Origin of the sequence: Hymenobacter cheonanensis (assembly GCF_030581075.1) — a bacterium.
Lineage (GTDB): Bacteria > Bacteroidota > Bacteroidia > Cytophagales > Hymenobacteraceae > Hymenobacter.
The window spans coordinates 310,219-324,159 of sequence record NZ_JAUQSW010000005.1 but is presented as its reverse complement, the minus strand read 5'-3'; the positions used below and the strand labels follow the sequence as shown (position 1 = coordinate 324,159).

The window sequence follows — 13,941 nt, the reverse complement described above, 5'->3', positions numbered from 1 at the left end:
AAGTTAGACGCTGAGGTAGCGCAGCAACGCGTCGAAGCGCTCCTGCTCGTCGTCGCCCACGGCGGGCGTGCCGCTAAACTGGGCCGATACTACGTAGCCAAACCGCTCGAGCGTGGCCGTGATGCGGGCCAGGTTATCGGTGTTGAGGCGCAGCGTGAGGCGAATGCGGTAGGGGTCGTGCTCGTCGGCAATAACGTGGGCCGACAGAATTTTGGCGTTGTTCTCCTCTACGTAGCGGCTGATTTGCGAAAGCGAATAATCGCGCTCTTCCATCGTGAGTACCAGAATGCTGCCCTGGCCTGCCACGCCGGGCACCGGCCCGAAGGCGGCCAGCGCATCGCTTACGGTTACCACGCCCGCGTACTCTTGCTGCTCGTCGAGCACGGGTACGAGCTGGATTTTTTGCTCAATGGCCAGCTCCATCACCCGGTAAAAGTGCTGGTCGTGCTGCACGTGCACATTGGCGTAGCCCAGCGGCAGCTCGGCCAGCTGGGTATCGGGGTTTTCGTAGTCGGCCAGGTCGTGCTCGGTGATGAGGCCGCGGTACTGCCGCCCGGCCACCACCGGCAGCTGGCTCACATGAAACTCCTCCAGCCACCTAGCGGCCTTAGCGGTCGTGTCGGTGCCCTTCAGCGGCGGAATCATCTGATTGAGAAGGTCTTCGGCGAGTAGGGCAGGCATAAATACACAAGCTAAATAGCGGGTAATAAAGAGAATACCAGCCAATCCGAGACAAGCGACCGGCCCTGGCGAGCGCCGGGGGCCCAGTGGACTAGGGGGCGGCGGCCAACGGCAGCCGGGCGCCACGCCTTGCGCGGGGATGCACGGATAGGACTACTAACGGGTGGGAAAGGTTGCCAGTTTAAGGCAAAAAACGCGCCTAGTATCGGCCAATATACCAGCTAGCGCGCCGAGCCGATAGCGGCCACCGGCGAAAGCTGCGCCGTGGTGCGGCGCATGAAGCTGGCCAGGTACCGATTGAAGCCCGCCGGCCGCTCCATCATGGGGGCATGGCCGCAGTGGTCAAGAAAGCGCAGCTCGGCTTGCGGCAGCAGGCGCCCGAAGTCGTGGGCCACGGAGGGCGGCGTTATGGTGTCGTTGAGGCCCCACACCAGCAGCACGGGTACCGCGATGCGGTGCAGGTCGCCGGCCAGGTTGTGGTGCTGGGCCGAGCGCGCAATACTAATCATGCGCAGGCACTTAGCGTTGGAGTTGGTGACGGCAAATACCTCATCGACCAGCTCCTTGGTGGCTACGCTAGGGTTGTAGAACGTGTAGCCCACCCGCTCGCGCACAAAGTTGTAGTCGCCGCGCTTCGGAAACGAGCCGCCCATGCCGTCCTCAAACAGGCCGCTGCTGCCCGTAAGCACCAGCTGGCGCACGCGGCCGGGGTTTTTAAGCGTATACACCAGCGCCACGTGGCCGCCCAGCGAATTGCCTAGCAGTGTGAAGTCGCGGGGCAATTGCAGCTTATCCACAAAGTTTTCCACATAGGCCACCAGGCCCGGCACCGTGGCTTGCAGCAGCGGCATGTCATAAACGGGTAGTACCGGGATGACCACGCGGTACTCGGCCGAGAACTCTGCTACTACGTCGTGCCAGTTGCTGAGCGCCCCGAATAGCCCGTGAAGCAGCAGCAACACCGGCCCCTGGCCCTCGTCGACGTAGTCAAACCCGTGTTGCTGCTGGCGGCGTAGCTCCATAATTTTCGGCTTAGTGATTTCGTTTTTTCGTCCTTGGCTACTGACCCTCAGCGGCCCGGGAAACCGGGGGCGCGAAAGCCGGCCTAGCAGCGAAAAATCAACCTATGCAATGTTACAACAGGCTATCCAATTTGCCAGCCAGCGCAAGCCGTAGGTGGTGAGCAGCGCCTCGGGGTGAAACTGCACGCCGTAGAGCGGCAGCGTGGCGTGGCGCAGGGCCATCAGCTCGCGGTCGGTATCGGCCGTGATGGCCAGCGGCCGCAGGCTGGCGGGCAAGGTGCTGGCCTCCAAAGCCAACGAGTGGTAGCGCGTTACGGGCTGGCGGCGGGGCAGCCCGGCCAGCCAGGGGTCATCGCCCAGCAGCTCTATCTCGGACACCTTGCCGTGCCAGGGCCGGGCCGCCCGGCGCAGGCTAGCCCCAAAAAACTCGCCCAGCGCCTGCTGCCCCAGGCACACGCCCAACATGGGAACTTGCACGTGATACGCCTCAATGACGGCCAGCAAATTGCCCGCCGCGGCGGGCGAGCCAGGGCCTGGCGACAGCACAATACCCTGAAACGACAGCTGCCGCAGCTCGGCCAGCGGCACGTCGTTGCGGCGCACCAGCACTTCAGCCCCTAGCTGGCGCAGGTAGTCGGCTAGCGTGTGGGTAAAGGAATCGAAATTATCGAGCAGCAGCAGCGTCAAATTTGTTGTTTGTTGTTAGTGTCATTCAACGGTTCTGGCAGCCAGCAAACGACTGGCAGACACGTAGGAAGCAACTTGCTACATGGCTCCCTTGAGGCGGGCCAGCAGGTTGTGGCTGAAGGGCAGCACGTAGCCCGTGATTTGCAAGGCCAGCGGCGTGGCCGCCTGCACCCAGGGCAGCACCACCGAACCCGCCACAAGGCCGGGCGCCAGCAGCGGCAGGCCCGCCAGGGCCGTGCCGTGCAGCAGCAGGCTCAGGCCCAGCAGCCACTTGAGGCCGCCGGCCGCGGCGCCCAGCAGGTTATCCAGCATGCCTAGTGGGGTGAGGTGCACGGCCTTTTTCACTAGCCCCCCTACCAGGTGCACGCCCCACATAATGGCCACGAGCACCAGCAAAAACGCCACCAGCGGCAGTAGCCCAAACAGCTCGCCCAGGTACGAGCGCACCACCGGAATGGCGGCGCTCAGCAGGCTTAGCCCACCTACCACCCCTAGCACAAACGCCAGCAGCGACACTGCTTCCAGCACCAGCCCGCGCCGGTAGCCTTTCACGGTGCCCACGGCCAGCGGCAGCAGCAGCAGGATGTCGAGCGCAGTCATGCGTCAATCTACTTGTGGCTTGTTAGTTGTTGATTGCCATTTCTGAGGCATACCGCAGGCGATTATACCCTAGCAACCAACAACTAACCAGCGACAATTAAAAATTGGTGTTATTCAGCAGGCTGCTCACGGTTTGCGAGATGGCTTTGCCGTCGGCCTGGCCGGCCAGCTCGCGGGCGGCTACGCCCATCACCTTGCCCAGGTCGGAGGGGCCGGTGGCGCCCACGCGCTGAATAATGCCCACGAGCTTCTCCACAAGGTCGGCCTCAGAGAGCTGCTGAGGCAAAAACTCCTCGATAATGGCAAGTTCGGCCAGCTCGGTTTCTTCGAGGTCCGAGCGAAACTGCTCTTTATACGTAGCGGCCGAGTCGCGGCGCTGCTTGGCGGCTTTGATGAGCAGCTTCTGCTCCTGGTCGGCGCTGAGGCCGGTGGCGCTGGCGCCTTCGGCCGTTTCGGCCAGCAAAATCTGCGATTTGATGGAGCGCAAAGCCGTGAGGCGCACTTTGTCTTTGGCCAGCATAGCTTGCTTGATGCCGGCGTCGATGGTTTCTTTAAGAGGCATTTTGGGAGTGGGAAAAGTAAAAGCGACGGGCAGCAGAGCCGCTCGCCACAGGTAAAATAACGACTAGGCCCGGGATGCGGCCACCAGCTGGCGCAGGGCCGCCGGCTCGTCTACGTAAATAGCCAGGCGGCGCACGGGGCGGCGCAGCCCATACGGGCCCTGCACCACTAGCGGCGCGGCCAGGGTAAGCAACAGGTTGGGCGGCGCCAGCAAGAGCCGGGCGGTGTTAAGCAGGCCGGGCGCCGGGGCGGGGGCATCGGTGAGCAGCTCGACGCTCAGGAGCTGCTCGTAGGGGATGGCCGCGTGCCACGCCAGCCCCACCCGCACCACCAGCGCCTTTGGCGTGCGCAGCACCGGCCGGCAGCGCACTGCCTGCCCGTGCGCCCCCAGCCACAGCAGCGTGTAGGCGCTCAGGCCCGTGAGCCACCACGCGGCCGTGGGCCACCAGTGCCCTACCAATAGGTGCGCCACAGCCATTTCCAGCACGCTTAGTCCGGCAAAAGTGGCCAGCAGCGCGGCAAAGCCCGATTGGCGATAGGTGGTGAAGGGCACCTCACCCACTGCCACTTCGGGCCGCGCCCACGGGCCTAGCAGCGCGTAGCGCAGCACCGCTACCTCGGTGATAATAGCCTCGGTGAGGCGGCCCAGCACCGGCTGGGTAGCCGCCCGCAGATTCCCGATAAAATCGGCCGACTGCGAGCGGGCGGCCTGGTAGCCGCGCCAGATGCGCCGCACCCGCACCCCGGCGTAGGCTACGGTGGCCACTTCGCCCACCGCCGCCAGCCGGCCGGCCCAGGCCAGCAGCGGCAGCGCCGTGGCCGGCAGCAGCCAATGGCTCAGGGCTAGCCCCCCACCAAAGGCCGCAGCTACCGTGCTGATGGACAGTTGGTAGCGCCGCACTACGCACAAATAAAACAAGCCCGGCAGCACCAGCAGCAGGTCGGCGGCCACGGCTGGGGGCAAGGCCGGGTGCTGGCCAAAATCAGCCCGGTGCACCACCGCATATTCGGTGGCAATAATGCCCGCCGCCAGCAGCCCAAACAGCAACCCAGGCCCTAGCCGGGCCGGCAAGCGAAGCAAACCAGCCATACGGTGAGTGGTTAAGTATAAGGAAAGCCCGCCGGGCCAGGGCGGCCGGCAAATGTACCTTGCGCCGCCGCTGGCTAGCCCTCATCTACTGGCCAGGGCCGACTACAAAATCCGTGAACCGAAGGAAGGCGCAAGCCAAATCCGTCTAAAATCAGTGTCATCCGTGATTAAGCTGAGCGTTAACATCAACAAAATTGCCACCCTGCGCAACGCGCGGGGCCTGCACGCCCGCCCCGATTTGCTGCAAGCTGCCCGCGACATCGAGCGCTTTGGGGCCGAAGGCATTACGGTGCACCCGCGCCCCGACGAGCGCCACATTCGCTACGACGATGTGCGCAACCTCAAGAGTGTCGTCACGACGGAACTCAACGTGGAGGGCAACCCCACGCCCGACTTTCTGGCTCTGTGCCGCGAGGTGCGCCCCGAGCAGGTAACGCTGGTGCCCGATGCGCCCGACGCCATTACCTCCAACGCCGGCTGGAACGTGGTAAAGCACCAAGGCTTTTTGCGCGAGGTGGTGGCCGAGCTGAAAAGCTACGGCGCCCGCGTAAGCATCTTCCTCGACCCCGACCCTAGCCTGATTGATGCCGCCGCCCACACCGGCACCCATCGCATCGAGCTGTATACCGAGGCCTACGCCCGCCACTACGCCACCGACCGTGCCGCTGCCGTGCTGCCCTACCGCGACACGGCCCGCGCCGCCGTGGCCGCCGGCCTGGGCCTGAACGCCGGCCACGACCTCGACCTCGAGAACCTGGCCTACCTGGCCCAGGAGCTGCCAGGATTGCAGGAAGTAAGCATTGGGCACGCGCTGGTGGCCGATGCGCTGTACCTGGGTTTGGAAAATACGGTGCAGCTTTATAAGCGCCAGCTGCGGGCTAGCTGAGCAACAGGGGGCGCGGGCTTCATGCCTCTTTCACGGGGTTGCCTTGCCGGCCTGGGTCTGGGCCGTAACTTGCGCCCTCATTTACCCATCTCAACTGTAGTGCGTTCACGTATTAATTCGGCTTGGCGCGGTGCGCTGGGCCTGGGGCTGCTGGCCGGCCTGAGTCTCACCGCCTGCAACCGTTCGGGCCAGGGCGAAAGCGCGGCCGGCAGTGCCGACACCCTCACCACCGAAAACAAGCCGGCCCCCCTCGATACCGTGAAGCTGAAGGCGCAGGCCATGCGCCGCGACTCGCTCAAGGCCGACAGCATTGCTAAAAAAACCGGCCAGCTGCCGGGGGCTTTGCTTCCGGGCCACCGCATTGTGGCGTTCTACGGTAACATTCGCTCGAAGGGCATGGGCATTTTGGGCCGCGAGCCCAAGGCCCAGATGATGCGCAAGTTTGACGGGGTGCTGAAGGAGTGGCAGGCCGCCGACCCTAGCCTGCCGGTGCTGCCGTGCCTGCACAGCGTCACTATCACGGCGCAGGGCAGCGCCGGCGACGGCAAGTACCGCCTCATGAACTCGAAGAGCACTATTGAGGAAACCCGCGCCTGGGCCAAGGAGAAAAACGCCATCCTGTTTATGGACGTGCAGGTGGGCCTTAGCGACCTGGCGCACGAGCTGCCCAAGCTGGCCGAGTACATGAAGGACCCGACCATTCACTTGGGCATCGACCCCGAGTTTGCGATGCAAACCAAGGGGGTGCGCCCCGGCAAGAAAATTGGTACCTACGACGCCAAGGACGTGAACTACGCCATCAATTTTCTGGCCCGCATTGTGAGCGAAAACCACTTGCCACCCAAGCTTCTGATGGTGCACCGCTTTACCAAGGGTATGCTGACTAACTACAAGAACATCAAGCTCGACCCGCGCGTGCAGGTGATTGTGGACATGGACGGCTGGGGCGACCCTACCCTCAAGAAGGACTCCTATAAGGCGTACGTGCAGAAGGAGCCGGTGCAGTACACGGGCCTCAAGCTGTTCTACGAGTACGATGCCCGCAAAGCTCCGCACCACATTTTCACGCCCAAAGAAGTGCTGGACACGCTCAACTTCAAGCCCACGCCGCTCTACATTCAGTATCAATAGTGGCTAGGCCTTGCTAACGCAAAAAGGGCTCCCGGCATAGTGCCGGGAGCCCTTTTCTATAACCTAGTGCCTAATAATCGTCACCTAAGTAAGCCACGTGCAATAGGTAGTTGCAAAACACGGGCCGCTTTTTAGTGGGCCGCGTTGAGGTCGATTTTCTCGCCGGTCTTTGCCCGTTTCACTAGGGCAATCAGCGGCACGCAGGAGATAAAGAAGAAGCCCAGCGCGTAGAAAATCTGGGTGTAGGTGATGAGCGACACCTGCTTCATGAGCATGCCTTCCATGGCGGCGTAGGCCTGCTGCTGGGCCTGCGCCATGGTGTAGCCCTTCGCCATGAAGCTTTGGGTGAAGCCTTGCAGGCGCTGCACCGTTTCGGGGTTGTAGAGCGAGAGATTGGGCAGCAGGGCCACCCGGTTATTCTGGATGCTGCGCTCTAGGTAAGTGCCCACGATGGCCACGCCAAACGAGCCCCCTAGCTGGCGAATCATGCCGGTGAGGCCGGCGGCCTGGCCGGCGTCGCGGCCTTGCAGGCCCGCCAGGCTCATGGTGGTGATGGGCATAAAGATGAGGCCCAGCCCCACGCCCCGCACAATGAGCGGCCAGAAGAAGTCGTGCTCGCCGGCCGTGGGCGAAATACGGCTGCCCATCCAGAAGGTGAAGCCAAAGAAAATGGCGAAACCCACCGGCAGCATAGCTTTTTGCGGAATGCCCGCCATCAGCATACGGCCCACGATGGGCATCATAAAGCCCGAGGCTAGGGCACCCGGCAGCAGTATCCAGCCGGTTTGCTCGGCCGAGAAACCCAGAATGCGCTGCGTGAAAATGGGGAACACAAACACGGAAGCAAACAGCCCGAAGCCGAGCACAAACGAGAGGAAAGCGCCCACGGCCAGGTTGCGGCTCTTGGCCAGCACCCGCAGGTCTACGATAGGCGCCTTGGCCGTCAGCTCGCGCCAGATGAAGCCGATGAGCCCCACGGCCGCCAGCACACTAAACAGCTTGATGACGTTGTCGTCGAACCAGTCGTTGGTTTCGCCCTGCTCCAGTACGTATTGCAGCGAGCCCACGCCCAGAATAAGCAGCCCGACGCCCGCCCAGTCGATATCGCGCAGGGGCCGCGGAATAGCGTTTTTGATGCGCTCGGGGTCGCGGATGAACAGGATGGTGAAGATGCTGGCCAGGATGCCCACCGGCACGTTCACGTAAAAAATCCAGGGCCAGCCCAGGGTGCTATCCACAATAACGCCCCCTAGCGTGGGGCCGATAGTGGGCCCGATGATAACCCCCATGCCAAACAGCGCCTGCCCGAGCGGTAGCTGCTTGGGCGGAAAGGTGTCAATCAGAATAGCCTGCGACGTAGCCATGAGCGCCCCGCCGCCGACGCCCTGAATAAAGCGGAAGATTACCAGTTCGGGCAAGGTGGTGCTTTGCCCGCAAGCCATGGAGGCCAGGGTGAATAAAATAACCGAAGCCAGGTAGTAGTTGCGGCGCCCAAACTGCTCGGCCAGAAAGCCGGTCATCGGAATCACAATTACGTTGGCAATGGCGTAGGAGGCGATAACCCAGCTTACTTCCTGTTGCGTGGCCGAAAGATTGCCCATCATCTGGGTCAGGGCCACGTTCACGATACTGGTGTCAATCAGCTCCAGCAGGCAGCAGAAAACCACCGTCACGACGATAATCCACTTTCTAAATCCGGTTTCCATTAGGTAAGGCTAAAGGGATTAATTAGTCAGAATAGCTGTAAAAAAGCGTCATGCTGAGCGGAGCGCAGCATGACATTCCTTATTACAGAGCCCCAAGGCTACTTCACCGCCACAATGGCGTTCACGCTCATGCCAGCGCGCAGCGGGTGCTGGGGGTCTTCCTTGTTGAGCACAATTTTGACGGGCACGCGCTGGGTTACTTTCACGAAGTTGCCGGTCGAGTTATCGGGGGGCAGCAGGGCAAAGCGGGCGCCCGTAGCGGCCGACAGCGACTCGATGTGGCCATCAAACTCTTCGTTGGGGTAGGCGTCGATTTCCAGCTTCACGGGCTGGCCCACCTTCATGTTTTCGAGCTGCGTTTCCTTGAAGTTGGCAATCACCCAGGTTTTACCGCTGCTCACCAGGCCGATGAGCTGCTGGCCGGGGCTCACTACCTGGCCGGGCTGCACGCTTTTCTTGCTCACAATGCCGTTGGCCGGGGCTAGCAGCGTGGTGTAGCTCAGCTGGAGCTGGGCATTGTCGAGGTCCGACTGGCGCTGCTTTACCACGGCCTGGGCCACGGCTACCTGCTGCTGGGCTTGCGCTACCTGCTGCTGGGCGGCCGTCACTTGGTTGCGGGCCACGCTCACCTGGTCCTGGGCAGTGTTTTGCTGAGCGCTGGTGGCCTTAAGGTTGGCGGCTACGGCGTCGTATTCACTCTGCGGAATGATATCCTGATTGCGGAGCTTGGTGCTGCGAGCTAAATCTTGCTGCAAGCGGGCCCGGTTGGCAGCGCTCACGCCGATGGTAGTTTGGGCAGTGCGCACATTGGCCTGGGCAGTGCCCACGCCAGCCTGGGCAGAGCCTACCCCAGCGCGGGCGGCAGTTACCTGGGCCTGGGCGGCTAGCAGGGCGGCCTGGGCGGCATTTACGCGCTGCACGTAGTCGGCCTTGTCGATAGTTACGAGCGTATCGCCCTTCTTCACCACCTGGTTGTCATTCACAAATACTTTCAGCACCGGGCCCGATACGCGCGGGATGATGGGGTACACATCGCCTTCTACGGAGGCGTCGTCGGTGCTTTCGTGGGCTTGGGCAAAGCGGTAGCGCGTGTAGCCATAAAAGGCACCGGCCAGCAGCACTAAGGCCACAACAATAAGGATAAGCGGGTTACGCTTCTTTTCGGGTTCCAGCGGCTCGGCCACGGCGGTCGGAGGGGCGTCTTGGAGGTCAGTTTGGGTAGCCATGGAGATAAGGAGGAGAAATTACTAAAGGTTGGTAGCTAGGGGGCTGCTAGCCCAAAAGGAGTGTTTGCAACGTCGGCCGGCGGGCCAACGGGTTATTCTCTAACAAGCAACGTGGGGCAAGGGGCGGTGCGCACCACCATTTCGGCCGTATTGCCCATCAAAAAGCGGCTCAGGCCCGTTTGGCCATGCGCCCCAATCACAATGAGGTCGGCGTGGTGGCGCTGGGCCTCGGCCAAAATGGTCGGGGCCGCCTCGCCATGCGCCGTGTTGGTAAACACGCGGCTAGCCCCGGCAGCTTCGGCGGCCGCGCGATGGGCAAATAGCTCGGCCTCCATCCTGGCCGGCACCGGCACGGCGGGCTCCTGCACGTAGAGCAGGCGCAGCTCGGCCCCGCTGCCCACTGCCAGCGCGGCGGCATAGGCCACCAGCGCCGCCGAGGCAGCCGAAAAGTCAAGCGGACAAAGGATGGTGCTGAGAGTCATTGTTAATTATCAATGATTAATGGTTAATTATGAACGATTTGTGGTCAATAAACAGGCAGCCTTTCGCACTGCGCACTCAATCATCAACCATTAATCATTAACCACTAAAAAGCTATTGCCAAATCTGCTCGCCGGTGGCACGGCGCAGCTGGTACTGGCCCAGCGTGTAGTTGTACATGGCCTGGGCGCGGGCTAGCCGGGCCTGCGCGAGCTGGGTTTCGGCATCGAGCACGTCGAGGTTCTGGCCCACGCCGTAGCGGTAGCGGCCCCGGGCGCGCTCCAGGGCGTCGGTGGCCTGGGCTACCTGCTGCACGGCATTGTCGTAGCGGGCTTGGCTGAACTGCATGTTGTTAGCAGCCTGGCGCACATCGGCCCGGATTTGCTCCTGCGTATCCTCGGTGCGGGCCTGGGCGGCGCGGTAGTTGGCGGCGGCTTCCACGCGCTGCTTGCGGTTTTTGCCCCCGTCGTAGATGGGCAAGCTCAGCTGGGCCACGCCCACCGTGTTGAAGCGCACCCGCTGCAGGGCCTCGCCGGGCGGCACGCCCGGGATGAGGTAGCCGTTTTTGCCGCCGGCCTGCACGCCCACCCCTAGCACCGGCAGGTTGCTCTTAGCCGTGAGCTTGCTTTGCAGGTCGGCGCTGGCTTCAGCGTCTTTGGCCAGCTTGGCCTCGGGCCGGTTGGCAGCCGCTTTGGCCAACTCGGCTTCCAGGTTCACGGTTTGCGGCTCGTAGCTTAGGCGGCCCCGCACCGGAATATCGGCCTGCTGGGGCTTGTGCAGCAGGCGGGCCAGCTGCACCTGCTGGTTTTGCAATTGGTTTTGCAAATCCAGCTTCTGGTTTTGGGCCTGCGTAATGCGCACGTCAGTAGTCGTCACGTCGAACTTAGTGCTCACGCCGGCGTCCACGCGCTTCTGCATCTCATCGCGGTGCGCCACCAGCGAGGCAATCTGCTGGTCCTGCACCCGAATGCTTTCGCGGGCGAACAGGATGTTATAATAAGCCTGCGCGGCGCTGTAAGCCAGGTCGCGGCGCGCCACCAGCACATTGTCCTGGGCAGTTTGCACCTGCGAGCGCGACAGGTTGGTGGAAGCCGCCCGCTTGCCAAAATCGTACAACTCGTACTGCGCCGTGAGGTGCGCATCGAAGTTGTTGTTGGGCGCAAAAGCCAGGGCCTCGCTGCCCGGTGCTATCTGAAACTGCGACACCGGGTCGATGCGCGTATAGGTAGCCGAGCCCGTTATCTGGGGCAGAAACCCAGCCTGGGTCTGCGAGAGGCGGCTGTTGGCCGCATTGGCCAGCTCGGTGAGGTTCGTCACGCCCGGGTTAGCGTCGAGCACCGCCTGCACGGTACCGCCCAAAGTTAGCGAGTCGCTAACCAGCCCAATGGCCTGGTTGGCAGCCGGAACGCTAGGCTGGTTTTGGGCCATTACTGGCTGCGCAAGCAGGCCGCCAGCCAGCGTCAGCCCCGCAAAGCCGGCAAGTTGATATCTAGAAAACATAAGCCAAGTGGCGTAGTAGTGTGTCCTCGGCTTACCTAATGCTGTGCCAATAGGTTGCGGCGCAGTTCGATTTTTATAACCTACTTATTATCTGCAAGATAATTTAACCCACCAGTTCCGTTGGGCCCTAGCAAACAATAACCTATTCTGAGGGTTTCCTTACATATCAGGAATTATCCAAAATCAGCATGTCCATTCAGGTCAACCAAGACGAGTCGCTCCTTCTCCACCTTAATGAGGCCATTGCCACTATTCGCGATAAGGAGCAGCTCTTTCAGATTATCGCCCGCAAGCTGCGGCTGATTTTTCCGTTCGACATGATGGGCATCAGCATCTTTGATAAGGAGCTGCTTAATAAGCGGCTGTTTTTCAAGGATTACACTACCATCGACCCACCCGAGCCGCCCCCGGCCAACATAAGCGTGTTTACGCCTATCATCGGCTCGCCGGTCGAGCTGCTACTGCAAGACCCGCGCATTCAGCACATCGAGCTGCGCGAATACGTGCGCCACTATGCTGATTTTGAGCCTTTTCAACGCTTGCTACGCCAGGGCATTCAGTACATGACCATGGTACCCATGTGGCTGAGCGGCCAGCTCACGGGCTACCTCATTCTCGCTACCATTCGGCCGCCCGCGTACTCGGCCGCTGATGAGCAGCTCCTCGAAAAAATAACCTCGCTGGTAGCCGTAGCCGTGCGCAACTCGCTTGATTTTGAAGAGGTAGCGCGCCGCGAGCAGCAGCGCACGCTGCAGCTCAACGTCACGAATGCTTTGCTCAGCATCAAGCAGCGCGAGCCGCTGTTTCGGGCCATTGCCGGCGAGCTGGGGCAGGTGGTGCCGTTCGACTACTTCGGCATTCGCGTGCAGCGGGCGGGGCAGCGCGAGGCATTCGAGGGCTTTGCCGAATTTACCCGCCTGGCCGATGACCCTAGCGGCGCGCTGCTAGCCCTCGACCCCAACCGCCACCAGCAGCGCCACCCGCACGAAATAGTGGATATGTACCGGCAAATGAGCGGCTTGCTGCAATCGGCTGGCCTGTACCGGGGCGAAGATTTCCGGCAGCTGGCGGTGCGCTACCCCGCCATGCGCACCGCCTACGACGAACACCGGGTGCGGGCCATGCTCATTGTGCCCATCTGGCAGCGGGCCGATGAGGCAGCCGTGCTGCTGCTAGCCTCCCCTGCCCCCGACGGGTTTGGGCCCGACGACCTGGCCACCGTGCAGGCCCTGGTGCCGCAGATAGCCCTCGCCCTCGAAAATCTCTTTGCCTTCGAGCAGATTGAGGAGCTGAAGGCCCAGGTAGAGCAGGAGCGCACCTATTTGATAGACGAAATCAATACCGACCGGCCCGCCGATGGCCTCATCGGCGTGAGCCCGGCCTTGCAGCAGGTGCGCCAGCGCATTGCCCAGGTAGCAGGCACCGACGCCACCGTGCTCATCACGGGCGAAACCGGCACTGGCAAGGAGGTAGTGGCCAGGGCCTTGCACCAGGCCTCGCCCCGCCAGGGCCGGGCTTTGGTAAAGATAAATTGCGCGGCCTTGCCGGCCCAGCTTATTGAGAGCGAGCTGTTTGGCCACGAAAAAGGTGCCTACACGGGGGCCGTGGAGCGGCGCATCGGCAAGTTTGAGCTGGCCGACGGCGGCACCATTTTTCTGGATGAAGTGGGCGAGCTGCCCCTCGACCTGCAAGCCAAGCTGCTGCGCGTGCTGCAGGAAAAGGAGTTTGAGCGCCTGGGCGGCAACCGCGTGCTCACCACCAATGCCCGCGTGCTGGCCGCCACCAACCGCGTGCTCGAAGAGGAAGTGCGCGCCGGCCGCTTCCGCGCCGACCTTTACTACCGGCTCAACGTGTTTCCCATTCAGCTAGCCCCGTTGCGCGAGCGCCCGCAGGATATTGAGCCGCTGGTGCAGCACTACCTGGCTAGCCTCAGCAAGCGGCTGGCGCGGCCGCCCCGGCCCATTCGGCCGGTCGATATGGTGGCTTTGCAGGCTTATCCCTGGCCCGGCAACATCCGCGAGCTGGAGCACGTGCTTGAGCAGGCCATCATTGTGAGCCAGGGCGCCTGGCTGGAGTTTGGCGGCTTCGCGGCCGGGCCCACCCTGCGGGCACTACCGCCCGGCCCGGCCACCTCGCTAGCCCCGGCCAACACCCCTACCGAGCCCGCCGGGGCTAGCGATGCGCCGCTCAAAACGCTGCGCGAGCAGGAGCGCGACCACATCCTGGCCGCGCTGCGCCGCACGGGCGGGCGCGTGAGCGGCGTGCAGGGCGCGGCTACCATCCTGGATATCAACCCTAAAACCCTGGAAGCGCGCATGAAAAAGCTGGGCATCCGGCGCACCGTGGTGGCCGAATAAGCTACCCGGTGTTA

General features: G+C 62.5%; 13 protein-coding genes. 3 read left to right on the top strand and 10 right to left on the bottom strand.

Annotation, left to right across the window (positions count from 1 at the left end):
• Window positions 1-3: 3 nt before the first annotated feature.
• The 6 genes from Q5H89_RS12395 to Q5H89_RS12370 all read right to left on the bottom strand — a co-directional run bounded on the left by Q5H89_RS12395 (window position 4) and on the right by Q5H89_RS12370 (window position 4,641).
• Entirely contained in the window at window positions 4-681 is a 678-nt protein-coding gene (locus tag Q5H89_RS12395; RefSeq protein ID WP_305019634.1) for a CBS domain-containing protein, read from the bottom strand.
• A 221-nt stretch (window positions 682-902) separates the two neighbouring features.
• Window positions 903-1,703 (bottom strand): alpha/beta fold hydrolase, encoded by an 801-nt coding sequence (locus Q5H89_RS12390; RefSeq protein WP_305019633.1) that lies wholly within the window; start codon window positions 1,701-1,703, stop codon window positions 903-905.
• A gap of 102 nt (window positions 1,704-1,805) precedes the next feature.
• Complete coding sequence (locus Q5H89_RS12385) at window positions 1,806-2,390, bottom strand: anthranilate synthase component II (protein ID WP_305019632.1); 585 nt, start codon at window positions 2,388-2,390, stop codon at window positions 1,806-1,808.
• A gap of 78 nt (window positions 2,391-2,468) precedes the next feature.
• Window positions 2,469-2,990, bottom strand: a complete 522-nt coding sequence (locus Q5H89_RS12380; RefSeq protein WP_305019631.1) for a CvpA family protein — start codon at window positions 2,988-2,990, stop codon at window positions 2,469-2,471.
• Window positions 2,991-3,087: 97 nt separating this feature from the next.
• The gene (locus Q5H89_RS12375) at window positions 3,088-3,552 is read right to left on the bottom strand and encodes a GatB/YqeY domain-containing protein (protein ID WP_305019630.1); all 465 of its coding nucleotides are present in this window, start codon (window positions 3,550-3,552) and stop codon (window positions 3,088-3,090) included.
• Between the two features lie 63 nt (window positions 3,553-3,615).
• Window positions 3,616-4,641, bottom strand: a complete 1,026-nt coding sequence (locus tag Q5H89_RS12370; RefSeq protein WP_305019629.1) for a hypothetical protein — start codon at window positions 4,639-4,641, stop codon at window positions 3,616-3,618.
• 163 nt (window positions 4,642-4,804) lie between these two features.
• Between Q5H89_RS12370 and Q5H89_RS12365 the strand changes: the two genes are divergently transcribed.
• Window positions 4,805-5,527 (top strand): pyridoxine 5'-phosphate synthase, encoded by a 723-nt coding sequence (locus Q5H89_RS12365; protein WP_305019628.1) that lies wholly within the window; start codon window positions 4,805-4,807, stop codon window positions 5,525-5,527.
• Between the two features lie 99 nt (window positions 5,528-5,626).
• Entirely contained in the window at window positions 5,627-6,658 is a 1,032-nt protein-coding gene (locus tag Q5H89_RS12360; protein ID WP_305019627.1) for a hypothetical protein, read from the top strand.
• Between the two features lie 131 nt (window positions 6,659-6,789).
• Here Q5H89_RS12360 and Q5H89_RS12355 read toward each other — a convergent pair whose 3' ends face one another.
• From Q5H89_RS12355 to Q5H89_RS12340, 4 genes are all read right to left on the bottom strand, one after another.
• On the bottom strand, window positions 6,790-8,364 hold the full coding sequence (locus Q5H89_RS12355) for a DHA2 family efflux MFS transporter permease subunit (RefSeq protein ID WP_305019626.1): 1,575 nt from the start codon (window positions 8,362-8,364) through the stop codon (window positions 6,790-6,792).
• Window positions 8,365-8,462: 98 nt separating this feature from the next.
• Window positions 8,463-9,590 (bottom strand): HlyD family secretion protein, encoded by a 1,128-nt coding sequence (locus tag Q5H89_RS12350; RefSeq protein WP_305019625.1) that lies wholly within the window; start codon window positions 9,588-9,590, stop codon window positions 8,463-8,465.
• A 92-nt stretch (window positions 9,591-9,682) separates the two neighbouring features.
• A complete protein-coding gene (locus tag Q5H89_RS12345; protein ID WP_305019624.1) occupies window positions 9,683-10,072 on the bottom strand; it encodes a universal stress protein in 390 nt (129 codons plus the stop codon).
• Window positions 10,073-10,184: 112 nt separating this feature from the next.
• The gene (locus Q5H89_RS12340) at window positions 10,185-11,570 is read right to left on the bottom strand and encodes a TolC family protein (RefSeq protein ID WP_305019623.1); all 1,386 of its coding nucleotides are present in this window, start codon (window positions 11,568-11,570) and stop codon (window positions 10,185-10,187) included.
• A gap of 188 nt (window positions 11,571-11,758) precedes the next feature.
• Between Q5H89_RS12340 and Q5H89_RS12335 the strand changes: the two genes are divergently transcribed.
• Window positions 11,759-13,927 carry a sigma-54-dependent Fis family transcriptional regulator gene (locus Q5H89_RS12335; RefSeq protein WP_305019622.1) on the top strand — a complete coding sequence of 723 codons (2,169 nt, stop codon included), beginning with the start codon at window positions 11,759-11,761 and terminating at the stop codon, window positions 13,925-13,927.
• Window positions 13,928-13,941 lie beyond the last annotated feature (14 nt).

What these genes read in the sequence shown, in the direction of transcription:
- Q5H89_RS12395 (WP_305019634.1), bottom strand. Translation starts at nt 681, where the DNA reads ATGCCTGCCCTACTCGCCGAAGACCTTCTCAATCAGATGATTCCGCCG.
- Q5H89_RS12390 (WP_305019633.1), bottom strand. Translation starts at nt 1,703, where the DNA reads ATGGAGCTACGCCGCCAGCAGCAACACGGGTTTGACTACGTCGACGAG.
- Q5H89_RS12380 (WP_305019631.1), bottom strand. Translation starts at nt 2,990, where the DNA reads ATGACTGCGCTCGACATCCTGCTGCTGCTGCCGCTGGCCGTGGGCACC.
- Q5H89_RS12375 (WP_305019630.1), bottom strand. Translation starts at nt 3,552, where the DNA reads ATGCCTCTTAAAGAAACCATCGACGCCGGCATCAAGCAAGCTATGCTG.
- Q5H89_RS12370 (WP_305019629.1), bottom strand. Translation starts at nt 4,641, where the DNA reads ATGGCTGGTTTGCTTCGCTTGCCGGCCCGGCTAGGGCCTGGGTTGCTG.
- Q5H89_RS12355 (WP_305019626.1), bottom strand. Translation starts at nt 8,364, where the DNA reads ATGGAAACCGGATTTAGAAAGTGGATTATCGTCGTGACGGTGGTTTTC.
- Q5H89_RS12350 (WP_305019625.1), bottom strand. Translation starts at nt 9,590, where the DNA reads ATGGCTACCCAAACTGACCTCCAAGACGCCCCTCCGACCGCCGTGGCC.
- Q5H89_RS12345 (WP_305019624.1), bottom strand. Translation starts at nt 10,072, where the DNA reads ATGACTCTCAGCACCATCCTTTGTCCGCTTGACTTTTCGGCTGCCTCG.
- Q5H89_RS12340 (WP_305019623.1), bottom strand. Translation starts at nt 11,570, where the DNA reads ATGTTTTCTAGATATCAACTTGCCGGCTTTGCGGGGCTGACGCTGGCT.
- Q5H89_RS12335 (WP_305019622.1), top strand. Translation starts at nt 11,759, where the DNA reads ATGTCCATTCAGGTCAACCAAGACGAGTCGCTCCTTCTCCACCTTAAT.